Source organism: Streptomyces sp. NPDC005494 (assembly GCF_042872025.1).
Lineage (GTDB): Bacteria > Actinomycetota > Actinomycetes > Streptomycetales > Streptomycetaceae > Streptomyces.
Genome location: NZ_JBIAJR010000005.1, coordinates 283,559 through 305,359 on the forward strand (window position 1 = coordinate 283,559; position 21,801 = coordinate 305,359).

A 21,801-nucleotide genomic window follows, 5' to 3' on the forward strand; every position below is an offset into this window, starting at 1 on the left:
GCCGCCCTCGTCGGCGGCCCCGGACCCGGTCGCCTTCGCGGGACCACCCTCGGAGGGGACCCGCGCCCGGTCACTTCCGCCAGAACAGGTGGTGCGTCACCCCGCTCGGGCTGGGGACGACGTCCAGGTGGAACCGGTCGAGCAGGTCGTCCGGGGAATCCCACAGCCGCACCCCCGTACCGAGCTTCGTCGGCGAGACCGCCACGTGCAGGGTGTCCACGAGGTCGGCGTCGAGGAACTCCCGGATGGTGGTGGCCCCGCCGCCGAGCCGCACGTCCTTGCCCCCGGCCGCCTCCCGCGCCTGTTCGAGGACCGCCGCGGGCTCGCCGCCCACGAAGTGGAACGTGGTGTCGGAGAGCGTGAACGACGGGCGCTCGTGGTGGGTCATGACGAACACCGGGGTGCGGAACGGCGGCTCGTCACCCCACCAGCCCTTCCACTCCTCGTCCTGCCACGGCCCGCGCTGGGGACCGAACTTGTTGCGGCCCATGATCTCGGCGCCGATACCCCGGGCGTAGTCCCGCGTGAGGTAATCGTCCAGGCCCCGGCTCCCGCCGGGTTCGGTGCGCATCGGCCAGCTCGCCGTGGCGCCCGCCCAGGCGAACAGCCTCCCCGGATCGACATGGCCGAACGGCCTCTCCAGGGTCTGGTCCTCACCGGCGCCGATCCCGTCACTCGACACGTTGAAGTTCTGGACCCTCAGCAGTTGAGCCACGTGCTCCTCCTTCGATCGTGACAACGGGGATGAGACTCTCCGGGCCGGGCGAACTCATCGGCGCGGCCCCGACCGGCCGGTGGTCCATGCTGGGCCCATGGCCACCCAGCCCAGCGACCTCGCCCACCATCTCACCGCGGCCGTCCGCGGCGAGGTGGACACCACCAGGACCGCCCGCGCGCTGACGACCATGGACGCGTCCAACTACCGCCGCGTCCCCGTCGCGGTCGTGTCCCCCCGCGACGCGGCGGACGTCGCCGAGACCCTGCGTGTCTGCCGGGAGCACGGCACCCCCGTCGTGCCCCGCGGCGGCGGCACCTCCATCGCGGGCCAGGCCACCGGGGCCGGCGTCGTCCTGGACTTCACCCGCCACATGCGGGAGATCATCGCGCTGGACCCCGCCTCCCGGACCGCCGTCGTCCAGCCCGGCGTCGTCCTGGACGACCTGCGGGCCGCCGCGGCCCCGCACGGGCTGACCTTCGGCCCCGACCCCTCCACCCACAGCCGCTGCACGCTCGGCGGCATGATCGGCAACAACTCCTGCGGCTCCCACTCCGTCGCCTGGGGCACCACCGCCGACAACGTCCGGAGCCTGCGCGTCCTGCGGTACGGCGGCGAGAGCCTGCACATCGGCCGGGACCTGCCCGGCGCACCCCCCGGCCTCCACGAGTTCGCCGCCGCCCACCTCGCCCCGCTGCGCACCGGCTTCCCCGCTCTCCCGCGCCGCATCTCCGGCTACGCACTCGACGCCCTGCTCCCCGAGAACGGCCCCGACCCCGCCCGCGCCCTCTGCGGGAGCGAGGGCACCCTGGCCGTCGTCACGGAGGCGACCGTCCGCCTCGTCGGGACGCCGCGCGCCCGCGCCCTCGCCGTCCTCGGCTACGCCGACGAGTCGGCCGCCGCCGACGCCGCCCCCGGCCTCCTCCCGTACGGCCCGCTCACCGTCGAGGGCATGGCCGAGGACCTCGTACGCGAACCGGCAGGGCTGCCCCGGGGCGCCGCCTGGCTGTTCGTGGAGACGGGCGGCGACACCCCCGCCGAGGCCCGCGCCCGTGCCACGGAGATCCTGCGCGCCGCCGACGCCCTGGACGGCACCGTCGTCACCGATCCCGCCGCCATGCGGACCCTGTGGCGCATCCGCGAGGACGCCGCCGGGACCGCGACCCGGATGCCCGACGGCACCGAGGCCTGGCCCGGCTGGGAGGACTGCGCCGTGCCGCCCGGCCGACTCGGCCCGTATCTGCGGGACTTCCGCACCCTGCTCGCCGAACACGGCCTGCGGGGCACCCCGTACGGCCACTTCGGTGACGGCTGCATCCACGTACGCGTCGACTTCGACCTCCTCACCGAGGAGGGCGTGGCCCGGTTCCGCCGCTTCTCCGAGGACCAGGCCGGCCTCGTCGTCGCGCACGGCGGATCACTGAGCGGCGAACACGGCGACGGGCAGGCCCGGGCGGAACTCCTGCCCCGGATGTACGGGGACGAGATGGTGGGCCTGTTCACCCGGTTCAAGGACCTCTGGGACCCCGACGGCGGCCTGAACCCCGGCATCCTCGCCCGTCCCGCACGCCTCGACGAGAACCTCCGCTTCGCCGTCCTCCCGAGGCGGCCCGTGGACGTGGCCTTCGGCTACCCGCACGACGGCGGCGACTTCACGGCCGCCGTGCGCCGCTGCGTCGGCGTCGCCAAGTGCCGTACGGAGAAACCGGGCCAGGACCTCATGTGCCCGTCCTTCAGGGCCACCGGCGAGGAGGCGCACTCCACACGGGGCCGCGCGCGGCTGCTGCACGAGATGCTCGCGGGCGAGGTGGTCACGGACGGCTGGCGGTCCACGGAGGTACGCGACGCACTCGACCTGTGCCTGTCCTGCAAGGGCTGCCGCAGCGACTGCCCCGTCGGCGTCGACATGGCCACGTACAAGGCGGAGTTCCTCCACCAGCACTACAAGGGCCGGCTGCGCCCCGCCGCGCACTACGCGCTGGGCGGGCTCCCGCGATGGCTGCGGATGGCGGCCCCCTTCGCCCGACCGCTCAACGCCCTGGCCCAGACCGGCCCGCTCGCCGCCCTCGCCAAGCTGCTCGCCGGCATCGAGCGGCGGCGCGGGCTCCCGGTCCTGGCGCGGCGGACGTTCCGGGCGTGGTTCACCGGCCGCCGGTCGCGGGCGGACGGCCCGGCCGTGCTGCTCTGGCCGGACACCTTCACCGACCACTTCTCGCCGGAGGCGGGCCGGGCGGCCGTACGGGTGCTGGAGTCGGCGGGCCGGGCGCCGGTGCTGCCCCGCCGCGGGGTGTGCTGCGGCCTCACCCAGGTCTCGACGGGCCGGCTGGACGCGGCCCGTGCCGTCATGCGCCGGACCCTGGACCTGATGGAAGGGGCGCTCGGGGAGCCGCTCGTCGTGCTGGAACCGAGCTGCGCCGCCAGCCTCCGCACGGACCTGCCCGAGCTCCTCCCCGACGACCCGCGCGCCGCCGTCCTGGCCGCCTCCGTACGCACCCTCGCCCAGTACCTGGAGGAGTACACCCCGGACTGGACGCCGCCCCGGCTCGGCCGGCCCGTCGCCGGCCAGACCCACTGCCACCAGCACGCGGTGCTCGGCGACGCCGCCGAGCGCAGGCTGCGCGAGCGGGCCGGCCTGACCGGCGAACTGAGTGGCGGATGCTGCGGGCTGGCCGGCAACTTCGGTTTCGAGCGCGGTCACTGGGACGTCTCCGTGGCCTGCGCCGAGGAGCGGCTGCTGCCCTCCGTGCGGGCGGCGGAACCCGGCACGGAGCTGCTGGCCGACGGCTTCTCCTGCCGTACGCAGCTGGACCAACTGGCCGGGCGCCGGGCCCGGCACCTCGCCGAGGTCCTGGCGGAGGGGCTGCCGCCGGATCAGCCGGACGGGCCGCGCCCGTGAGCCCGGCACGATCCGGACGGGCTGCCACGCCGCTGAGGGTTCAGAGCTGGGCGACGGCCTCGCTCACCGCCGCGGAGAGCCGCACGTTCTCCGGTGCGGCGCCGCCGGGCAGGGCGAAACGGCGCCGGGTGTATCCGTAGGCCACGCCGTTGACGGGATCGGCGTACGCCTGCGAGCCCGCCGCACCGGAGTGCCCGAACGCGCCCTCGCCCAGGGCCGGGTACGTCGCGCGCACCGCTTCGAAGCCGAGCGCGAAGTGGTCGGTCTCGTCGGTCACCAGGTCGGTGCCCTTCGAGTGCACCCGGCCCACCTCGGCGATCGTCTCCGGGGTGAGCAGCGGTGCCCGGCCGTCCACCTCGGAGACGGCCGCGGCGTACATGCCCGCGAGCCCGCGCGCGGAGCCGACGCCGCCGACCGAGGCCGGACCGAGAGCGCGTACGGCCCGGCTGTCGGGGAGGGCGACGAGATCGAGCGGCGGGTCCTGTGCGAAGCCGAACGCGAGCGCCTGCAAGCTGTCCAGGTCGAGCGGGCCGCCCGTCGCCGGACCGGGCGCGGGGGTGCCGGGGCGGATGCTGACGTAGCGGGGTTCGAGCGCCTCGGGCAGGCCGAGGTGGAAGTCCAGTCCGTAGGGCGCGCGCACCCGCTCCTCGAAGATCTCCTGGATCGACCGCCCGGTGGCCCGCCGCACCACCTCACCGGTGAGGGCGCCGATGGTCAGCGCGTGATAGCCGTACTCGGTGCCCGGCGTCCAGTAAGGACGCTGGCCGGCGAGCCGTGCGGCGATGACGCGGTCGTCGGCCAGCCCTTCGATGCTGAACCCGCCGTCCGCCCAGACCAGCCCGGCGCGGTGCGACAGCAGTTCCCGCACGGTCAGTTCGCCCTTGCCCTCGGCGGCGAACTCCGGCCAGTACGAGGCCACCGTGCGGTCGGGGTCGACGGTGCCGTCCTGGATGAGCAGGGCGACGACGAGATGGGCTGCGCCCTTGGTGGAGGAGTACACGGCGGGCAGCGAGTCCCCCGCGATGCCCTCCCCGGCCCACAGGTCCACCACGCGGCGGCCGTGGTGGTGGACGGCGAGCTGACTGCCCGGTTCGGTGTGGTCGGCGGCGAGTACGGCGGCGAACTCCTCCCGTACGCCCTCGAAGCCGGCCGCTACCGTGCCGTGCACGGTGATGGTGTCGCCGGTGTCCGGCATGTCGCGCCCCCTGGAGTGATCGAGCCGATCGATACAACGGCTCCCAACTCCCTTACGCCTGCGGTTCATTCCCCGGCCGGCGGGCGAATCCTCCGGGCGTCCCCGGCTGTTCCCGCGCGACGATCTCCCGGGCGAGCGCCGCGAGCCGGGGCAGTGCCGGATGGCCCGGCCCCTCCCGGCGGGCGAGGAGCACGGGCAGCGGCGGGGCGTCGTCCAGCGGTAGGTAGACGACCCCGGCGTGCGGGTGCATCTGGGCGGTGGACGCCCCCGAGACCCCGTTGCCCCGCCCGGCGGCGATGGCGGTGAGCCAGTCGTCGGTGTTGGCGACGGCGAGGGTGGCGGCCGGAGCCGCGTGCGGGGGCCACAGGGCGAGTGTGGTGGCGCCCGAGACCGTGTTCAGGACGACCGCGTCGGCGGTCAGGTCGGCCAGGGAGAGCGAGGCGCGGCGGGCGAGCGGGCCGTCGGCGGCCACGGCGGCCACCCTGGTCTCGGTGAAGAGCACCTCGGTGACCAGCCCCGGAGTGTCCACCGGCCCGCGGAGTACGGCCGCGTCCACCTCGCCCCGGGTGAGCCCGGCCGTGCGGTCGTCGATGCGCAGCAGTTCGAGCGGGGTTCCGGGGTGGCGCTGCTGCCAGGCCCGCAGGAGCGGGGTCGTGTACGGGCCGAAGGCGGACCAGGCGTGCCCGAGCCGCAGCGGCCAGTGGCGCAGCCGCCCGGGGTCGAGGGCCTCCTCGAACGCGCCGACCGCCGTGGCGGCCTTGTCCCGGAAGGCCACCCCCTCGGGGGTGAGGGCGAGGTGATGGGTCGACCGGTCGACGAGGCGGACGCCCAGATGCCGTTCGAGGGCGGCGAGCGTCCGGGAGGCGACGGGCTGTGTGACCCCGAGCCGGGCGGCGCCGCGGGTGACGCTGCCCTCGTCGGCGACGGCGAGGAAGGCCCGCAGGTGGCGGATCTCGATACCGCGCCCGCTGGTGCCGGCGCCCTGTCCAGTGCTCATGCGTCCGGAGCATAACGAGAGCACAAACGGTATTTCACCGGGGGCGCGCGGGTGTCTACCGTGAGGAGGGGAGCGGCTCGCGTTCGGTGTCGTATCGTGTATGTGTCAGTGCATTATCTTGCACTGCCTCGCCTGGCCGGACTGGATGAGAGGTTTCTGGTGAACGACCCGCGCGCTGCCGCAGAGTCGGCCGCAGCCGTCGCCGTACCCGAGGCGGTGTCCGCGCTCGACTCCGGGACCGGCCTCGCCGCCGGCCCCGCGCAGGACGGGCCACGGCGCCCCGGCGCCCGCAGGGCCGCGCTCGGCCCGGTGGCGCTGGTGGTGGCGGGCGGGCTCTCCGTCCAGTTCGGGGCGGCGGTCGCCGTGCTGCTGATGCCGAGGGCGGGAGCGCTCGGTGTCGTCACGCTGCGTCTCGCCGCCGCCGCCCTCGTGCTGCTGGTCATCTGCCGGCCGAAGCTGCGCGGGCACTCGCGCGCCGACTGGGGCACCGTGGTGGCCTTCGGTATCGCGATGGGCGGGATGAACACGCTCTTCTACCAGGCCGCCGAACGCATCCCGCTGGGCGCGGCGGTGACCCTGGAGGTCCTCGGCCCCCTGGTCCTGTCGGTCGTGGCCTCCCGGCGGCTGGTCAACCTCGTCTGGGCGGCTCTGGCGCTCGGCGGGGTCGTCCTCCTCAGCGGCGGGGGCTTCGACCGCCTGGATCCGGCCGGGGCGGCGTACGCCCTGGGCGCGGGCGTGATGTGGGCGACGTACATCGTCTTCAGCGCCCGCACGGGCCGCCGCTTCCCGCAGGCCGACGGCCTGGCCCTCGCCATGGTCGTCGCGGCGGTCCTCTCGCTGCCCCTCGGCATCATGCAAGCCGGCTCGAAGCTCCTGGTCCCCTCCACCGTGGGACTCGGCGTGGCCGTGGCGCTGCTGAGCTCGGTCCTCCCGTACACCCTCGAACTCATGGCCCTGCGCAGGCTGCCCGCACCCACCTTCGCGATCCTGATGAGCCTCGAACCGGCCATCGCGGCCACGGCGGGCTTCCTCATCCTCGACCAGGCACTCTCCACGACGGACGCCCTGGCCATCGCCCTGGTCATCGGGGCGAGCATGGGCGCGGTACGCAGTCAGACGCGGGGCCTCACCAAGCGGTGAGTCCGCCCCGCCGGGGGGACCGGTCCGTTCCGGCTGCGCGGCCGGACGTCCGATCCTAGGGTGGTCGCGATGGCCCACCTGGAGGAACACATGCCGGAACGTGACGATCTGCTCGCCCTCGTGACCGATCAGCGCACCAACTTCCTCTACACCGTCGCGGGACTCGACGACGCCGGGGCGCGCGCCCGGACGACGGTCAGCGAGCTGACCCTCGGCGGGCTCCTGAAGCACCTCGGAAAGGTGCAGCGCGGCTGGCTCGACGTCGTCGAGGGCACCGCCCCCGCCGAGGTCGGCTGGGCGGATCTCGATCCGGACGACAACCGGATGACCGACGCCGAGACGGTGGCCGGGCTGCTGGAGGCGTTCCACGCGGCGGCAGCGGCGTTCGACCGTACGGTGCGCGAGGAGGCCGACCTCGACCGTGAGGTCACGCTGCCGTCGTACCCCTGGTCGCCTCCGGAGCCGGTCGTCTGGACCGTCCGTCGCGTGCTCTGGCACATCTTCCGCGAGATCGCCCACCACAGCGGTCACGCCGACATCATCCGCGAGGCGCTGGACGGTGCCAGCACCACGGCGAAGATGGCGGAGGCGGCGTCGAAGGGGCGGTAGCGGGCCGCCGCGGGCGCGGCCGTGCCGGGAGCGGGCGGGCGAGGCACGATGGAAGGGAGCGGAGGAAGGAGGCGCACGCATGGGATCCACGAAGGGAACCGATGAGTACGCCGGTCTGTACTCGCACACCCCCTCACAGGCCGAGGGCGAACGCGAGGAGCCCGCCGCGCGGGGCAGTGCCCTGGAGACACACCCCGACGTCCCCCGGACCGAACCCTCCCAGGCCGAGGGCGACCGCACGGAGTGACCCAGACGGCGGCTCAGCCGTCGACGGGCAGGATGCGGAACGCGGTGAGGCCGGGGGTCAGGGGGGTGATGGCCCTGAAATCCCTCTGGTCGAGAGTGAAGATGCGGTCGGTCCTGTACCGGTCGGCGAGGACGACTCCCACCGCGTCCGCGAGGTCCAGCCTCAGCCCTCCGTAGTCGCGGCGTACCGTGTGGGCCGCGACCAGATCGGCGGGTCTGAGGTCCGCGAGTCTGTACTGGCCGTCCGTGATGCGCGCGTTGAGGGCTTCCATGACTCGCATGGCTGCCGGGAAGCCGAGGTCCCGGTGGACGAGGTGGTCGAGCTCCGTGAGCACCAGGGGAGAGACTGCCAGTCTCTCGTACTCCAGGATCTTCGCGGCGCCGGAGTGCTCGGGCTGCGCGCTGTCGAACGCCGCGTACAGGGCGGATGTGTCGGCGACGATGATCAACGGCGTGCTGCTCGTTCCTTGATGTGCTCGTACACCACGTCGTCCATCGCCTCGGGGCTGAGCGGGCGCCGGCTGTCGAAGACCGGGAGATCTCCGCTGCGCTTGGGCCGCTCCGCGTGGTCGAGGATCATGGCGACGCCCCTCCTGATGAGCTCCGCCTTGCTGACCCCCGTCGCGGACGACTCGGCGTCCAGCCGGACTTCCAGGTCCTCGGGAAGGTACACAGTCGTCTTTATCATGTCTCCAAAAATACCACCCTGCCCTACGTAGGGCAGGGTGGTGGAACGCTCTCCGCTGTCACGCAGGCCGTCGCCCCGAATGAATCATGCAAGCACGCTTGCTTGTTTTATGGGCCGCTGGCATGCTCCGGGGCACACCGCCACGCCCCGAGGGGAGCGCACCGTGTCCGACGCTTCGGCCGTGACCGCCGCCGTGCTCGACGATCTCCGTCTGGAGGGCGACGAACTCGATCTGCTGGTAGCGGGGTTGAGTGCCCCCGAGTGGGCCGTGCCCACGCCCGCCGAGGGGTGGACCGTCGCCCATCAGATCGCCCACCTCCACTGGACGGACGAGGTCGCCCTGGTCGCCGCGACCGAGCCTGACGCCTTCGCCGTCGAGGTCGAACGGGCGCTGGCCGCCCCCGCCACCTTCGTCGACGAGGCGGCCGGGGAGACGGTCGCCGCCCTGCCGCCCGAGGCCCTCCTCGTGGAGTGGCGTGAGGGCCGGGCCCGGCTCCAGGCGGCACTGCGCGCCGCACCCGCGGGGGCGAAACTCCCCTGGTACGGGCCGCCCATGAGCGTGGCGTCGATGGCATCCGCGCGGCTCATGGAGACCTGGGCGCACGGCCAGGACGTCGCCGACGCGCTGGGCGTGGCCCGGAAGCCGACCGCCCGTCTGCGGCACGTCGCCAGGATCGGCGTACGGGCCCGGGACTACGCCTACTTCGTACGCGGTCTGCAACCGCCGGCCGAGCAGTTCCGGGTGGAACTGGTGGCCGAGGACGGTGAGCGGTTCGCCTTCGGACCTGAGGACGCCGCCCAGCGGGTCACCGGGCCGCTCCTCGACTTCTGCCTGCTCGTCACCCAGCGCGCCCACCGCGACGACCTGGCCGTCGAGGCGGTGGGCGCGGACGCCGGGCAGTGGCTGGACATCGCGCAGGCCTTCGCCGGACCCGCCGGACCCGGACGCCCGAGCCGGGCGGGCCGATGACCCGGCCCCTGCGCATCGGCAACGCCTCCGGCTTCTACGGCGACCGCTTCGACGCCGTGCGCGACATGCTCACCGGCGGCCCGCTCGACGTCCTGACCGGCGACTACCTCGCCGAACTCACCATGCTGATCCTGGGCCGGAGCCGCCTCAAGGACCCGAAGCGCGGCTACGCCTCGACCTTCCTGCGCCAGCTGGAGGAGAGCCTCGGGCTCGCCCACGAGCGCGGCGTGAAGATCGTGACCAACGCGGGCGGGCTGAACCCCGCCGGGCTCGCCGACGCCGTGCGTGAACTGGCCGACCGGACCGGTGTCCCCGTGCGCGTCGCGCACGTCGAGGGCGACGCGCGGCCCGTGCCGGACGGCTACCTCACCGCCAACGCCTACCTCGGCGGAGCCGGCATCGCCGCCTGCCTGCGCGCCGGGGCCGACATCGTCGTGACCGGCCGGGTCACGGACGCGGCGCTCGTCACCGGGCCCGCCGCCGCCCACTTCGGCTGGGCGCCGGACGCCCACGACGCACTCGCCGGGGCCGTCGTCGCCGGGCACGTCCTGGAGTGCGGGACACAGGCCACCGGCGGGAACTACGCCTTCTTCGGCGAACACGACGTCCGCCGGCCCGGCTTCCCGCTCGCCGAGATCCACGAGGACGGCAGCAGCGTCATCACCAAGCACGAGGGCACGGGCGGTGTCGTCGACCTCGGCACCGTCACCGCCCAACTGCTGTACGAGACGGGCGGCGCCCGCTACGCCGGACCCGACGTCACCGCCCGGCTCGACACCGTGACGCTGGAGCGCGAGGGCCCCGACCGGGTGCGGATCAGCGGCGTACGCGGGGAGGCCCCGCCGCCCACGCTCAAGGTCGGGCTGAACCGGCTCGGCGGGTGGCGCAACGAGGTCGTCTTCGTGCTGACCGGGCTCGACATCGCGGCCAAGGAGCGGCTCGTACGGGAGCAGTTCGCCGACGCCCTCGACCGGGCCGGTACGAAACCCGCCGAGGTGCGGTGGGAACTCGCCCGCACCGACCGGGCCGACGCCCCGAGCGAGGAGACCGCGAGTGCCCTGCTCCGGCTCGTCGTGCGCGACCCCGACGCGGAGGCGGTCGGCCGGGCCGTCTCCGGGGCCGCCGTCGAGCTGGCGCTCGGCAGCTACCCGGGCTTCCACGTGACCGCCCCGCCCGGAAAGGGCGCGCCCTACGGGGTGTTCGAGGCGGCGTACGTACCGGCGGACGAGGTCGAGCACGTCGCCGTCCTGCCGGACGGATCGCGCGAGGCGGTCCCCGCCCCCGGCCCGTACCTGGAGCTCCATGAGTTGCCCGGACCGGCCCTGCCCGAGCCGCTTCCCGCCGGGCCGGTCCGCGCCGCACCCCTCGGGCTGGTCGCGGGCGCCCGCAGCGGCGACAAGGGCTGCGACGCCAACGTCGGCGTGTGGGTCCGCACCGACGACGCCTGGCGGTGGCTGGCCCACGAGCTGACCGTCGACCGGTTCCGGGAACTGCTGCCGGAGACCGCGGGACTCACCGTCGTACGCCATGTCCTGCCCGGGCTGCGGGCACTCAACTTCGTCGTCCACGGGCTCCTCGGCGAGGGCGTCGCCGCACAGGCCCGCTTCGATCCGCAGGCCAAGGCGGTGGGGGAGTGGCTGCGGTCCCGGCACCTGCCCGTCCCCGTACAGCTGCTCCCCGAACCGGAGGCGACCGCATGAGCGTCCTGCCCACCGCACTCGACACCGCGGGGCCCGACTACGCCGCCCACCGCGAGGCCATGCTCGCGAAGCTCGCCGAGCTGGACACCGAGCACGCCAAGGCCCTCGCGGGCGGCGGCGAGAAGTACGTGGTCCGCCACCGGAAGCGCGGCAAGCTGCTCGCCCGGGAACGGATCGAGCTGCTGGTCGACCCGGACACGCCGTTCCTGGAACTGTCCCCGCTGGCCGCCTGGGGCAGCGACCACGCGACCGGCGCCTCGCTCGTCACCGGCATCGGCACCGTCTCCGGCGTGGAGTGCCTGATCACCGCCAACGACCCGACCGTACGCGGTGGCGCCTCCAACCCCTGGACCCTGAAGAAGGCGCTGCGCGCCAACGAGATCGCCTTCGCCAACCGGCTGCCGTGCGTCTCGCTCGTGGAGTCCGGCGGCGCGGACCTGCCCTCGCAGAAGGAGATCTTCATCCCCGGCGGGGCGCTCTTCCGCGACCTCACCCGGCTCTCGGCCGCCGGAATCCCCACCGTGGCCGTCGTGTTCGGGAACTCCACGGCGGGCGGGGCGTACGTCCCCGGGATGTCCGACCACACCGTGATGATCAAGGAGCAGTCCAAGGTCTTCCTCGGCGGCCCGCCCCTGGTGAAGATGGCCACCGGCGAGGAGAGCGACGACGAGTCGCTCGGCGGCGCCGAGATGCACGCCCGCACGTCCGGTCTCGCCGACCACTTCGCCGTCGACGAGCACGACGCGCTGCGCCAGGCCCGCCGGATCGTCGCCCGCCTCAACTGGCGCAAGGCGCAACCCGATCCGGGGCCCGCCGAGCCGCCGAAGTACGACGAGGACGAGCTGATCGGGATCGTGCCCGGCGACCTGAAGGTCCCCTTCGATCCGCGCGAGGTCATCGCCCGGCTGGTCGACGGCTCGGACTTCGACGCCTTCAAGCCGCTCTACGGGACGAGCCTGGTCACCGGCTGGGCGCGCCTGCACGGCTATCCCGTCGGCATCCTCGCCAACGCCCAGGGCGTGCTGTTCAGCGAGGAGTCGCAGAAGGCCGCGCAGTTCATCCAGCTCGCCAACCAGCGCGACATCCCGCTCCTCTTCCTGCACAACACCACCGGCTACATGGTCGGCAAGGAGTACGAACAGGGCGGCATCATCAAGCACGGCGCGATGATGATCAACGCGGTGTCGAACTCCAGGGTCCCGCACCTGTCCGTGCTGATGGGCGCCTCCTACGGCGCCGGTCACTACGGCATGTGCGGCCGGGCCTACGACCCGCGCTTCCTCTTCGCCTGGCCCAGCAGCAAGTCGGCCGTCATGGGCCCCCAGCAGCTCGCGGGCGTCCTCTCGATCGTCGCCCGCGCCTCCTCCGCCGCGAAGGGGCTGCCCTACGACGACGAGGCCGACGCGGGGCTGCGCGCCATGGTGGAGCAGCAGATCGAGTCCGAGTCGCTTCCGATGTTCCTCTCGGGGCGGCTGTACGACGACGGGGTCATCGACCCGCGCGACACCAGGACCGTCCTCGGGATGTGCCTGTCAGCGATCCATACAGCACCGGTCGAAGGCGCGCGCGGCTTCGGCGTCTTCCGGATGTGAGGCATCGGATGATCACCGCACTGCTTGTCGCCAACCGGGGCGAGATCGCCTGCCGGATCTTCCGCACCTGCCGGGAGCTGGGCATCGCCACCGTCGCCGTGTACTCGGACGCGGACGCCGGTGCCCTGCACGTCAGGGAGGCCGACACCGCCGTACGGCTGCCGGGCGCCGCCGCGGCGGACACGTATCTGCGCGGCGACCTCGTCGTCGCGGCGGCGCTCGCCGCGGGAGCCGACGCCGTGCACCCCGGCTACGGCTTCCTCTCGGAGAACGCCGGATTCGCCCGGGCCGTGCAGGACGCCGGGCTCGTCTGGGTCGGCCCCCCGCCCAAGGCCATCGAGCTGATGGCGTCCAAGACCCGGGCCAAGGAACTGATGGCCGCGGCCGACGTGCCGCTCCTCGCCCCCGTGGACCCCGGCGCCGCCACCGCAGGGGACCTCCCCCTGCTGCTGAAGGCGGCGGCGGGCGGCGGCGGACGCGGGATGCGGATCGTGCGGGAACTGGCCGCGCTCCCGGCGGAGCTCACTGCGGCGTCCGCCGAGGCGGCCTCGGCCTTCGGCGACGGCGAGGTCTTCGCCGAGCCGTACGTCGAGCGCGGCCGGCACGTCGAGGTCCAGGTCATGGCGGACGGCCAGGGGACGGTGTGGGCGCTCGGCACCCGCGACTGCTCGCTCCAGCGGCGCCACCAGAAGGTCATCGAGGAGGCCCCCGCGCCGGACCTCGACGACTCGCTGCGCGCACGGCTCCACGACGCGGCCGTCACCGCCGCCCAGGCCGTGGGATACCGGGGCGCGGGGACCGTCGAGTTCCTCGTGTCGGCCGAAGGCCGCCCGTACTTCCTGGAGATGAACACCCGGCTCCAGGTCGAGCACCCCGTCACGGAGGCGGTGTCCGGCCTCGACCTCGTCGCACTGCAACTGCGCGTCGCCGAAGGCGAACCGCTGCCCGCCGTCCCGCCCCCGGGGCCCGGCGGTCACGCCGTCGAGGCCCGGCTGTACGCCGAGGACCCGGCCCGCGACTGGCAGCCGCAGACCGGAGCGCTGCACACGCTCGACGTGCCGGACGGACCGGGCCTCCGCCTCGACACCGGCTACACGGGCGGCGACACGATCGGGGTGCACTACGACCCGATGCTCGCCAAGGTCATCGCCCACGCCCCCACCCGCACCGAGGCGGTACGCCTGCTCGCCCGCGCCCTCGAACGCGCCCGCATCCACGGACCGGTCACCAACCGGGAGCTGCTCGTACGCTCGCTGCGCCACCCGGACTTCCTCGCGGGCCGCCTCGACACCGGGTTCTACGACCGGAACCTGGCCGCCCTGACCGCGACCGCCGCCCCGGGGGACGAGGAGGCCCGCCGCCTCGCCGCCACCGCCGCCGCACTCGCCTCGGCCGCCGGGACGGGCAGCGGTCCCGGGCCCGCCCGCTTCGGTGCCTGGCGCAACCTCGCCTCGCAGCCGCAGACCAGGTGCTACCGCGCCGAACCCGACGGCACGGCGTACGAGATCGCCTACCGCACGGGCCGGGACGGCATCCCCGTCCCCGAGACAGGGGAACGGCCCCTCGCGGTGGGGCCCGGCGCCGTCACCCTCGAAACCGGCGGGGTGACCCGGCACTTCACGGTCGCCGTCCACGGTGACCGGGTCCACGTGGACACGGCGACCGGCTCGTACGCCTTCACCGTCCTGCCCCGCTTCACCGACCCCACCGAGCGCACCGCACCCGGCTCCCTGCTCGCTCCCATGCCCGGCACCGTCGTGCGCCTGGCCGGGGGACTCGCGCCGGGCGCGGCCGTCGAGGCCGGGCAGCCGCTGATCTGGCTGGAGGCGATGAAGATGGAGCACCGCATCCTCGCCCCCGCCACCGGCACCCTCACCGCGCTCCACGCCGCCCCCGGACTCCAGGTCGAGGTCGGCGCACTGCTCGCCGTCGTACAGGACGCATCCGCGCAGGCGCCCGCGCCCGCATCCGCGCACCAGGAGGAGACGACCCCTTGAGCACCGTCCTCGAAACAGAAGAGCACCAAGCCCTCCGCGCCGCCGTCGCCGCCCTCGGCAAGCGTTTCGGCCGTGACTACAGCACCGAGTTGGCCCGCAAGGGCGAGCACCCGCGCGAACTGTGGAGCGAGGCGGGCAAGCTCGGCTACCTCGGCGTCAACCTGCCCGAGGAGTACGGCGGCGGGGGCGGCGGCATGGCCGAACTCTCCATCGTCCTCGAGGAACTCGGGGCGGCCGGCAGCCCCCTCCTCATGCTGGTCGTCTCCCCGGCGATCTGCGGCACCGTCATCGCCCGCTTCGGCACCGAGGAGCAGAAGCGGGCCTGGCTCCCCGGCCTCTCCGACGGCTCCCTGACCATGTCGTTCGGCATCACCGAGCCCGACGCGGGCTCCAACTCGCACCGCATCACCACCACGGCCCGCCGCGACGGCGAGGGAGGGTGGATCCTCAGCGGCCGCAAGGTCTTCATCTCCGGCGTCGACATCTCCGACGCCACGCTGATCGTCGGCCGCACCGAGGACGCGAAGTCCGGCAGGCTCAAGCCCTGCCTCTTCATCGTCCCCCGCGACGCCCCCGGCTTCACCCGCACCCAGATCGACATGGAACTGCACGCGGCCGAGAAGCAGTTCGAGCTGGTCCTCGACGACGTACGGCTGCCCGCCGGGGCGCTCGTCGGCGAGGACAGCGAGGACGCCGGACTGCTCCAGCTCTTCGCGGGGCTGAACCCGGAGCGCATCATGGGCGCCGCCTTCTCCATCGGCATGGGCCGCTACGCCCTGGAACGGGCCGTGGACTACGCGAAGACCCGCACCGTCTGGAAGGGCGCCCCCATCGGCGCCCACCAGGCCATCGCCCACCCGCTCGCCCAGGCGCACATCGAGCTCGAACTCGCCCGGCTGATGATGCAGAAGGCCGCCAGGCTCTACGACGAGGGCGACGACACCGGCGCGGGAGAGGCCGCCAACATGGCGAAGTACGCCGCCGCCGAAGCCTGCGTCAGGGCCGTCGACCAGGCCGTCCACACCCTCGGCGGCAACGGCCTCACCCGCGAGTACGGCCTCGCCTCCCTCGTGACGGCCGCGCGCGTCTCCCGCATCGCACCCGTGAGCCGGGAAATGATCCTGAACTACGTCTCCCACCAGACCCTGGGCCTGCCGAAGTCGTACTGACGTACCCGGCCCCGTCCCAGGTCTCCCCATCCGCCCCCGCAGGGGCGATTCTGGCTCTTCACCCGCGTCGAAGGGGACCGCCATGGTGTTCCACAGCGAGTACGCAGATGTCCCGGCCGTCGACACACCCATCCACGAAGCCGTCCTCGGGAACGCCGCGGACTTCGGTGACACCCCCGCCCTGATCGACGGGACCAACGGGATGACCGTCACCTACAGCCAGCTCGACACCTTCCACCGGCGCATCGCCGCCCACCTCGCCGAGGCCGGCCTGCGCAAGGGCGACGTCCTCGCCCTGCACAGCCCCAACACCGTCGCCTACCCGCCGGTCTTCTACGGGGCGACCCGTGCCGGTGCCACCGTCACCACCATCCACCCCCTGGCCACCCCGGAGGAGTTCGCCAAACAGCTCCAGGACTCGTCGGCCCGCTGGATCGTCACCGTCTCCCCGCTCCTGGACGTCGCCCGCCGCGCCGCCGAACTCGCGGGCGGCATCCAGGAGATCTACGTCTGCGACCAGGCCGAGGGCCACACCTCCGTACTCGACATGCTGGGCTCCACCGCCCCCGAACCCGAGATCATTTTCGACCCGGCCGAGGACATCGCCGTCCTCCCGTACTCCTCGGGGACCACCGGCACCCCCAAGGGCGTCATGCTCACCCACCGCAACATCGCCACCAACCTGGAGCAGCTGCGGCCCTTCGTCCCCCTGGGCGAGCGCGACCGCATCCTGGCCGTGCTGCCCTTCTTCCACATCTACGGGCTGACCGCCCTCATGAACGGGCCGCTGCGCTACGGCGCCACCGTCGTCGTCCTGCCCCGCTTCGATCTCGCCCAGTTCCTCGAAACCATCCAGGACCGGCGCATCGCGGGCCTGTACGTCGCCCCGCCCATCGTCCTGGCCCTCGCCAAGCACCCGCTCGTCGGCGAGTACGACCTCTCCTCGCTGGAATACGTCCTCAGCGCCGCCGCCCCCCTGGACGCCACGCTCGCCGCCGCCTGCTCCGACCGGCTCGCCGTGCCCTCGGTGCGGCAGGGCTACGGCATGACGGAACTCTCGCCCGGCTGCCACGTCGTGCCCCTGGACGCGGAGAACCCGCCGCCCGGAACGGTCGGCAAGCTGCTGCCCGGCACGCAGATGCGGATCGTCTCGCTCACCGACCCCGGCATCGACGTCGGCACCGACACCCCGGGCGAGATCCTCATCCGCGGCCCGCAGGTGATGAAGGGTTACCTCGGCCGGCCCGAGGCCACCGCCGCCATGATCGACGAGGACGGCTGGCTGCACACGGGGGACGTGGGCCGGGTCGACGAGGACGGCTGGCTGTACGTCGTCGACCGGGTCAAGGAACTCATCAAGTACAAGGGCTACCAGGTCGCCCCCGCCGACCTGGAGGCACTGCTGCTGACCCACCCGTCGATCGACGACGCCGCCGTCATCGGGGTGTACGACGCCGACGGCAACGAGGTGCCCAAGGCCTACCTGGTGCGCCGGCCCGGTGCGGAGGACCTCACGGAGGACGACGTCCTCACCTACGTCGCCGACCGGGTCTCCCCGTACAAGAAGGTCAGACAGGCCGAGTTCATCGAGGCCGTGCCCCGCGCGGTGTCCGGCAAGATCCTCCGGCGCGAGCTGCGGGACCGGGAGAAGCGGCCATGACCCTGGCACCCACGACCCACGACCGGGGCATCACCACGCTCACCCTGGACTCCCCGGCCAACCGCAACGCGCTCTCCGCCCGTCTCGTGGGAGAGCTGACCGAGGCGCTGGCCGGCTGCGCGGCCGACGACACCGTACGGGCCGTCGTCCTCACCCACACCGGGAACACCTTCTGCGCGGGCGCCGACCTCGGCGCACCACCCGAACCGGCGGCGTTCGTCGCCCTGATGCGGGCGATCGTCGCCCTGCCCAAGCCCGTCGTCGCCCACGTGACCGGGCACGTCAGGGCCGGCGGGCTCGGGCTCCTGGCGGCGTGCGACATCTCCGTCGCGGGCCCGCAGTCCTCCTTCGCGCTCACCGAATCGCGCCTGGGACTCGCCCCCGCCGTCATCTCCATGCCCCTGCTGCCCCGTCTCGACCCGCGCGCCGCCGCCCGCTACTACCTCACCGGGGAACGCTTCGACGCGGCGGAGGCGGCGCGGATCGGCCTGGTGAGCGTTGCCGCCGGGTCCGCCGACGACCTGGACAAGGCGCTCGTGCCGATCCTGGACGGACTGCGCAGGGCCTCCCCGCAGGGCCTGGCGGTGTCCAAGGAGCTGGTCGCGGCTACTGTGCTGGATAGTTTCAACCAGCACGCAGAAGACCTTATCGCCCGCTCAGCGGCGCTCTTCGCCTCCGACGACGCGCGGGAGGGGATGACGGCCTTCCTCGAACGACGGGATCCCTCATGGGCGCTGTGACGTCCCCGAAGCAGGACAGGAGCCGCGCCACCCGGCAACGGCTCCTGGAATCCGCGGTGGCCTGCCTCGCCGTACACGGCTGGGCAGGCTCCACGGTCTCCGTCGTCGCCGAACACGCCGGGGTCTCACGCGGCGCCGCCCAGCACCACTTCCCCACCCGGGAGGACCTGTTCACCGGCGCCGTCGAATACGTCGCCGAGGAGCGCTCCGCCGCCCTGCGCGCCCTGCCCGTGCAGGGCCGCGCGGAGGTGATCGCGGCCCTGGTCGACCTCTACACGGGCCCTCTCTTCCGGGCCGCCCTCCAGCTCTGGGTCGCCGCATCGAACGAGGAGCAGCTCCGCCCCCGTGTCACCGAACTCGAGGCGCGCGTCGGCCGGGAGACCCACCGCATAGCCGTCGGACTCCTCGACGCCGACGAAACCCGCCCAGGGGTCCGGGAGACGGTCCAGGGCCTCCTCGACATGGCCCGCGGCCTGGGCCTCGCCAACGTGCTGACCGACGACAGGGCGCGGCGGGAGAGGGTCGTCGCGCAGTGGGCGGCCCTGCTGGACGAGGCGCTGGGCTGAGGCGTCCCACGGCTCATCGTGACGTCACGGACGGCCGAGGGGCCTGTACGCCCGCCCCGGCCGTCCGTGACCTCTCATCGACCGGCCCCGGTCACACCCGGCTCCCCGTCAGTTGTTCAGGTCCGCCAGCTGGTCGTACCCGGGGATCGAGCGGGGGTCGCGTGTGCCCGGGCCGACGTACGTCGCCGAGGGGCGGACCAGGCGGCCCGTGCGCTTCTGTTCCAGGATGTGCGCCGACCAGCCCGCCGTACGGGCGCAGCTGAACATGGACGTGAACATGTGCGCCGGGACCTCCGCGAAGTCCAGGACGATCGCCGCCCAGAACTCGACGTTCGTCGCCAGGACCCGGTCGGGGCGGCGGGCGTGGAGCTCCTCCAGGGCGGCCTTCTCCAGGGCCTCCGCCACCTCGAAGCGCGGTGCGGCGAGCTCACGGGCCGTGCGGCGCAGGACGCGGGCGCGGGGGTCCTCCGCGCGGTAGACGCGGTGGCCGAACCCCATCAGGCGCTCGCCCTTGTCCAGGGCCTGCTTGACGTACGCCGTGGCGTCGCCGGTCCGCTCGATCTCCTCGATCATGCCGAGGACCCGGGAGGGCGCCCCGCCGTGCAGGGGCCCCGACATCGCGCCGACCGCGCCGGAGAGGGCGGCCGAGACGTCGGCACCCGTGGACGCGATGACACGGGCGGTGAACGTCGAGGCGTTCATGCCGTGTTCGGCGGCCGAGGTCCAGTAGGCGTCCACCGCCTTGACGTGCTTCGGGTCCGGCTCACCGCGCCAGCGGATCATGAAGCGCTCGACGACGGACTCCGCCTTGTCGATCTCGCTCTGCGGGACCATCGGCAGGCCCTGGCCACGGGCCGACTGCGCGACGTACGACAGCGCCATCACGGCCGCGCGCGCCAGGTCGTTGCGCGCGGTCTCCTCGTCGATGTCCAGCAGCGGTTTCAGGCCCCACACGGGCGCGAGCATGGCGAGCGCGGACTGCACGTCCACGCGGATGTCGCCCGAGTGCACCGGGATCGGGAACGGCTCCGCAGGCGGCAGACCGGGGTTGAACGCCCCGTCCACCAGCAGCCCCCAGACGTTTCCGAACGACACATGGCCGACGAGATCCTCGATGTCGACGCCGCGGTAACGGAGCGAGCCGCCTTCCTTGTCGGGCTCGGCGATCTCCGTCTCGAACGCGACGACTCCTTCAAGTCCGGGTACGAAGTCGGACATCGGGCGGCTCCCTCGACTCGGCGGCTGTGAGACGGCCACAAAGGCCTGTGCACGATACTGGCGGGTTACCACGACGCGGGGAAGGGTGACGTCCGGCACAGCCCGCACGGCTCGCGGACCGGCGACCGGGCCCTCACCGCGGGGATTCCGGCCCGCTGCGGCAGGATGGCCCCGTGCCCACAGCCGATGCCACTTCGTCCTCCGCTTCCGCCTCCTCTCGCGTCCCGTCATCCGATTGCACCACCGATCCGGCCGCGATGCGCGAGCAGTACCGTTCCGAGGACTTCACCGAGAAGGATCTCGCCGCCGATCCCATGGACCAGTTCGCCCGCTGGTTCCGTCAGGTCGCCGGGGGAGGCGCGCTCCACGAACCCAACGCGATGGTGGTCTCCACGGTCGACGCCGAGGGCCGCCCCTCCTCGCGCACGGTGCTGCTGAAGCACTACGACGACCGCGGATTCGTGTTCTTCACCAATTACGGCTCCCGCAAGGGCCGCGAGCTGACCGGGAACCCGCACGTCTCGCTGCTCTTCCCCTGGCACCCCCTGGCCCGCCAGGTCATCGTCACCGGTACCGCGTCCCGCGTGGGCCGCGAGGAGACGGTCGCGTACTTCCGTACCCGTCCGCACGGCTCCCAGCTGGGCGCCTGGGCGAGCGACCAGTCGGCTGTCGTCGGCTCCCGGCAGGAACTGGTCGACCGCTACGAGGAGCTCGCGGCCCGCTACCCGGAGGGCGAGAAGGTCCCGGCGCCGCCGCAGTGGGGCGGTTTCCGCGTCGTACCGGACGCGATCGAGTTCTGGCAGGGCCGCGAGAACCGCCTGCACGACCGGTTGCGGTACGTCCGCGAGGCCCCGGCCGCCGACTGGCGGGTGGAGCGGCTCTGCCCCTGACGCGGCCTGCCTGCTCGGGATCGGGGCCGGGAGGGCCGTGACCCGTCGGCCCGCCTCCCGGGTCCGGGGCGGCTCATGACGCGTCGCCCTGCCTGCCCGGGGCCGGGACCGGGGCCGGGTGGCCCGTGACCCGTCGGCCCGTCGGCCCGCCTCCCGGGTCCGGGGCGGCCCGTGACCCGTCAGCCCGCCGCGGTCCCGGACGTCCCGGGGGCCGGAGGCAGCAGGCGTACGAGGTCCAGGAGGTCGGCGTCGGCGATCTCCTGGCCCAGGAACACCGTGCGGTACACGACGTAACCGACCCAGCTGTCCACGATCGCCTCCAGCGGCGCGTCCGACGGCAGCCGGCCCCGGGCCACACCCTCGCGCAGCAGCTGTGCCGCGGGGGCGGAGTGGGCCTTCAGGAGGTCCCGCAGATCGGCCCGTCCGGGCTCCCCGCGCTCGGTCAGCGCCCCCGTCACCACACTCGGGTCGCCGAGCAGGGTCAGGGTGCGCACCAGGTTCCGCAGCCAGAGCAGCGCGTCCTCGCGCACGTCGCCGGTGTCAGGGGCGGGGCCCGGGGTGAGCCGGTCCGCGACCGCTTCGGTGATCACCGCCGCCTTGTTCGGCCACCAGCGGTAGACCGTCATCCTGGCCACCCCGGCACGCGAGGCGATGCGGTCCATCGTCACGCCCTTGTAGCCCAGCTCGGCCACCAGCTCCCGGGTGGCGGCCAGGACGGCCGCGTGGGCCTCGGGGTCGCGACGGGGGCCGCGCCGGGGACGTGCGGCGGCGGATCGGTCGTCCATGGAACCTCCGGATGCGGGGCCGACGGGC

The 21,801-nt window shown here is 73.5% G+C and carries 20 protein-coding genes; 13 read left to right on the top strand and 7 right to left on the bottom strand.

The window, feature by feature from the left end; genetic code table 11:
• Window positions 1-70: 70 nt before the first annotated feature.
• Window positions 71-715 carry a dihydrofolate reductase family protein gene (locus tag ACFYQ6_RS17675; RefSeq protein ID WP_361578023.1) on the bottom strand — a complete coding sequence of 215 codons (645 nt, stop codon included), beginning with the start codon at window positions 713-715 and terminating at the stop codon, window positions 71-73.
• 97 nt (window positions 716-812) lie between these two features.
• Between ACFYQ6_RS17675 and ACFYQ6_RS17680 the strand changes: the two genes are divergently transcribed.
• The gene (locus ACFYQ6_RS17680) at window positions 813-3,611 is read left to right on the top strand and encodes an FAD-binding and (Fe-S)-binding domain-containing protein (RefSeq protein ID WP_388763693.1); all 2,799 of its coding nucleotides are present in this window, start codon (window positions 813-815) and stop codon (window positions 3,609-3,611) included.
• Window positions 3,612-3,651: 40 nt separating this feature from the next.
• On the opposite strand, the gene ACFYQ6_RS17685 is transcribed toward ACFYQ6_RS17680, so the two are convergent.
• Together ACFYQ6_RS17685 and ACFYQ6_RS17690 are read right to left on the bottom strand one after the other, a co-directional pair.
• Window positions 3,652-4,806 carry a serine hydrolase domain-containing protein gene (locus tag ACFYQ6_RS17685; protein ID WP_388763695.1) on the bottom strand — a complete coding sequence of 385 codons (1,155 nt, stop codon included), beginning with the start codon at window positions 4,804-4,806 and terminating at the stop codon, window positions 3,652-3,654.
• A 52-nt stretch (window positions 4,807-4,858) separates the two neighbouring features.
• The gene (locus tag ACFYQ6_RS17690; RefSeq protein WP_361578014.1) at window positions 4,859-5,803 is read right to left on the bottom strand and encodes a LysR family transcriptional regulator; all 945 of its coding nucleotides are present in this window, start codon (window positions 5,801-5,803) and stop codon (window positions 4,859-4,861) included.
• Window positions 5,804-5,962: 159 nt separating this feature from the next.
• On the opposite strand from ACFYQ6_RS17690, the gene ACFYQ6_RS17695 reads away from it, so the two are divergent.
• The 3 genes from ACFYQ6_RS17695 to ACFYQ6_RS17705 all read left to right on the top strand — a co-directional run bounded on the left by ACFYQ6_RS17695 (window position 5,963) and on the right by ACFYQ6_RS17705 (window position 7,799).
• A complete protein-coding gene (locus ACFYQ6_RS17695) occupies window positions 5,963-6,943 on the top strand; it encodes a DMT family transporter (protein WP_388763697.1) in 981 nt (326 codons plus the stop codon).
• Window positions 6,944-7,033: 90 nt separating this feature from the next.
• Window positions 7,034-7,552, top strand: coding sequence for a DinB family protein (locus ACFYQ6_RS17700; RefSeq protein ID WP_361578674.1), 519 nt, complete (start codon window positions 7,034-7,036; stop codon window positions 7,550-7,552).
• Between the two features lie 79 nt (window positions 7,553-7,631).
• The gene (locus ACFYQ6_RS17705; RefSeq protein ID WP_014154752.1) at window positions 7,632-7,799 is read left to right on the top strand and encodes a hypothetical protein; all 168 of its coding nucleotides are present in this window, start codon (window positions 7,632-7,634) and stop codon (window positions 7,797-7,799) included.
• 13 nt (window positions 7,800-7,812) lie between these two features.
• Here the strand turns inward: ACFYQ6_RS17705 and ACFYQ6_RS17710 are convergent, their stop codons facing one another.
• Both ACFYQ6_RS17710 and ACFYQ6_RS17715 read right to left on the bottom strand, forming a co-directional pair.
• Complete coding sequence (locus ACFYQ6_RS17710) at window positions 7,813-8,247, bottom strand: type II toxin-antitoxin system VapC family toxin (protein WP_014154751.1); 435 nt, start codon at window positions 8,245-8,247, stop codon at window positions 7,813-7,815.
• Window positions 8,244-8,486 carry a CopG family transcriptional regulator gene (locus ACFYQ6_RS17715; protein ID WP_361578007.1) on the bottom strand — a complete coding sequence of 81 codons (243 nt, stop codon included), beginning with the start codon at window positions 8,484-8,486 and terminating at the stop codon, window positions 8,244-8,246. The genes ACFYQ6_RS17710 and ACFYQ6_RS17715 overlap by 4 nt, the downstream gene beginning before the upstream one ends.
• A 163-nt stretch (window positions 8,487-8,649) precedes the next feature.
• Here ACFYQ6_RS17715 and ACFYQ6_RS17720 point away from each other — a divergent pair, with 163 nt between their 5' ends.
• The 8 genes from ACFYQ6_RS17720 to ACFYQ6_RS17755 all read left to right on the top strand — a co-directional run bounded on the left by ACFYQ6_RS17720 (window position 8,650) and on the right by ACFYQ6_RS17755 (window position 18,880).
• Window positions 8,650-9,456: a TIGR03084 family metal-binding protein gene (locus ACFYQ6_RS17720; RefSeq protein WP_361578004.1), complete on the top strand. Its 807-nt coding sequence runs from the start codon at window positions 8,650-8,652 to the stop codon at window positions 9,454-9,456.
• On the top strand, window positions 9,453-11,156 hold the full coding sequence (locus tag ACFYQ6_RS17725; protein WP_388763700.1) for an acyclic terpene utilization AtuA family protein: 1,704 nt from the start codon (window positions 9,453-9,455) through the stop codon (window positions 11,154-11,156). The genes ACFYQ6_RS17720 and ACFYQ6_RS17725 overlap by 4 nt, the downstream gene beginning before the upstream one ends.
• A complete protein-coding gene (locus ACFYQ6_RS17730) occupies window positions 11,153-12,748 on the top strand; it encodes an acyl-CoA carboxylase subunit beta (RefSeq protein WP_388763702.1) in 1,596 nt (531 codons plus the stop codon). Before ACFYQ6_RS17725 ends, ACFYQ6_RS17730 begins: the two co-directional genes overlap by 4 nt.
• An 8-nt stretch (window positions 12,749-12,756) precedes the next feature.
• Window positions 12,757-14,745, top strand: a complete 1,989-nt coding sequence (locus ACFYQ6_RS17735) for a biotin carboxylase N-terminal domain-containing protein (RefSeq protein ID WP_361577995.1) — start codon at window positions 12,757-12,759, stop codon at window positions 14,743-14,745.
• Window positions 14,742-15,914 (top strand): acyl-CoA dehydrogenase family protein, encoded by a 1,173-nt coding sequence (locus ACFYQ6_RS17740; protein ID WP_361577992.1) that lies wholly within the window; start codon window positions 14,742-14,744, stop codon window positions 15,912-15,914. Before ACFYQ6_RS17735 ends, ACFYQ6_RS17740 begins: the two co-directional genes overlap by 4 nt.
• Before the next feature lie 82 nt (window positions 15,915-15,996).
• Window positions 15,997-17,574: a 4-coumarate--CoA ligase family protein gene (locus tag ACFYQ6_RS17745; RefSeq protein WP_388763704.1), complete on the top strand. Its 1,578-nt coding sequence runs from the start codon at window positions 15,997-15,999 to the stop codon at window positions 17,572-17,574.
• Window positions 17,571-18,314 (top strand): enoyl-CoA hydratase family protein, encoded by a 744-nt coding sequence (locus tag ACFYQ6_RS17750; RefSeq protein ID WP_361583176.1) that lies wholly within the window; start codon window positions 17,571-17,573, stop codon window positions 18,312-18,314. The genes ACFYQ6_RS17745 and ACFYQ6_RS17750 overlap by 4 nt, the downstream gene beginning before the upstream one ends.
• Entirely contained in the window at window positions 18,302-18,880 is a 579-nt protein-coding gene (locus tag ACFYQ6_RS17755) for a TetR/AcrR family transcriptional regulator (RefSeq protein ID WP_361583174.1), read from the top strand. Before ACFYQ6_RS17750 ends, ACFYQ6_RS17755 begins: the two co-directional genes overlap by 13 nt.
• Before the next feature lie 108 nt (window positions 18,881-18,988).
• Here the strand turns inward: ACFYQ6_RS17755 and ACFYQ6_RS17760 are convergent, their stop codons facing one another.
• Window positions 18,989-20,098 (bottom strand): citrate synthase 2, encoded by a 1,110-nt coding sequence (locus tag ACFYQ6_RS17760; protein WP_361583172.1) that lies wholly within the window; start codon window positions 20,096-20,098, stop codon window positions 18,989-18,991.
• Between the two features lie 257 nt (window positions 20,099-20,355).
• On the opposite strand from ACFYQ6_RS17760, the gene pdxH reads away from it, so the two are divergent.
• Complete coding sequence (pdxH, locus tag ACFYQ6_RS17765; RefSeq protein ID WP_388763707.1) at window positions 20,356-20,988, top strand: pyridoxamine 5'-phosphate oxidase; 633 nt, start codon at window positions 20,356-20,358, stop codon at window positions 20,986-20,988.
• Window positions 20,989-21,167: 179 nt separating this feature from the next.
• Here the strand turns inward: pdxH and ACFYQ6_RS17770 are convergent, their stop codons facing one another.
• Entirely contained in the window at window positions 21,168-21,773 is a 606-nt protein-coding gene (locus tag ACFYQ6_RS17770; RefSeq protein ID WP_361583167.1) for a TetR/AcrR family transcriptional regulator, read from the bottom strand.
• Window positions 21,774-21,801: the final 28 nt, after the last annotated feature.

Coding starts and splice junctions, on each gene's coding strand:
- ACFYQ6_RS17680 (WP_388763693.1), top strand. CDS start 813: ATGGCCACCCAGCCCAGCGACCTCGCCCACCATCTCACCGCGGCCGTC.
- ACFYQ6_RS17685 (WP_388763695.1), bottom strand. CDS start 4,806: ATGCCGGACACCGGCGACACCATCACCGTGCACGGCACGGTAGCGGCC.
- ACFYQ6_RS17690 (WP_361578014.1), bottom strand. CDS start 5,803: ATGAGCACTGGACAGGGCGCCGGCACCAGCGGGCGCGGTATCGAGATC.
- ACFYQ6_RS17700 (WP_361578674.1), top strand. CDS start 7,034: ATGCCGGAACGTGACGATCTGCTCGCCCTCGTGACCGATCAGCGCACC.
- ACFYQ6_RS17705 (WP_014154752.1), top strand. CDS start 7,632: ATGGGATCCACGAAGGGAACCGATGAGTACGCCGGTCTGTACTCGCAC.
- ACFYQ6_RS17715 (WP_361578007.1), bottom strand. CDS start 8,486: ATGATAAAGACGACTGTGTACCTTCCCGAGGACCTGGAAGTCCGGCTG.
- ACFYQ6_RS17725 (WP_388763700.1), top strand. CDS start 9,453: ATGACCCGGCCCCTGCGCATCGGCAACGCCTCCGGCTTCTACGGCGAC.
- ACFYQ6_RS17730 (WP_388763702.1), top strand. CDS start 11,153: ATGAGCGTCCTGCCCACCGCACTCGACACCGCGGGGCCCGACTACGCC.
- ACFYQ6_RS17735 (WP_361577995.1), top strand. CDS start 12,757: ATGATCACCGCACTGCTTGTCGCCAACCGGGGCGAGATCGCCTGCCGG.
- ACFYQ6_RS17745 (WP_388763704.1), top strand. CDS start 15,997: ATGGTGTTCCACAGCGAGTACGCAGATGTCCCGGCCGTCGACACACCC.
- ACFYQ6_RS17750 (WP_361583176.1), top strand. CDS start 17,571: ATGACCCTGGCACCCACGACCCACGACCGGGGCATCACCACGCTCACC.
- ACFYQ6_RS17755 (WP_361583174.1), top strand. CDS start 18,302: ATGGGCGCTGTGACGTCCCCGAAGCAGGACAGGAGCCGCGCCACCCGG.
- ACFYQ6_RS17760 (WP_361583172.1), bottom strand. CDS start 20,098: ATGTCCGACTTCGTACCCGGACTTGAAGGAGTCGTCGCGTTCGAGACG.
- pdxH (WP_388763707.1), top strand. CDS start 20,356: ATGCGCGAGCAGTACCGTTCCGAGGACTTCACCGAGAAGGATCTCGCC.
- ACFYQ6_RS17770 (WP_361583167.1), bottom strand. CDS start 21,773: ATGGACGACCGATCCGCCGCCGCACGTCCCCGGCGCGGCCCCCGTCGC.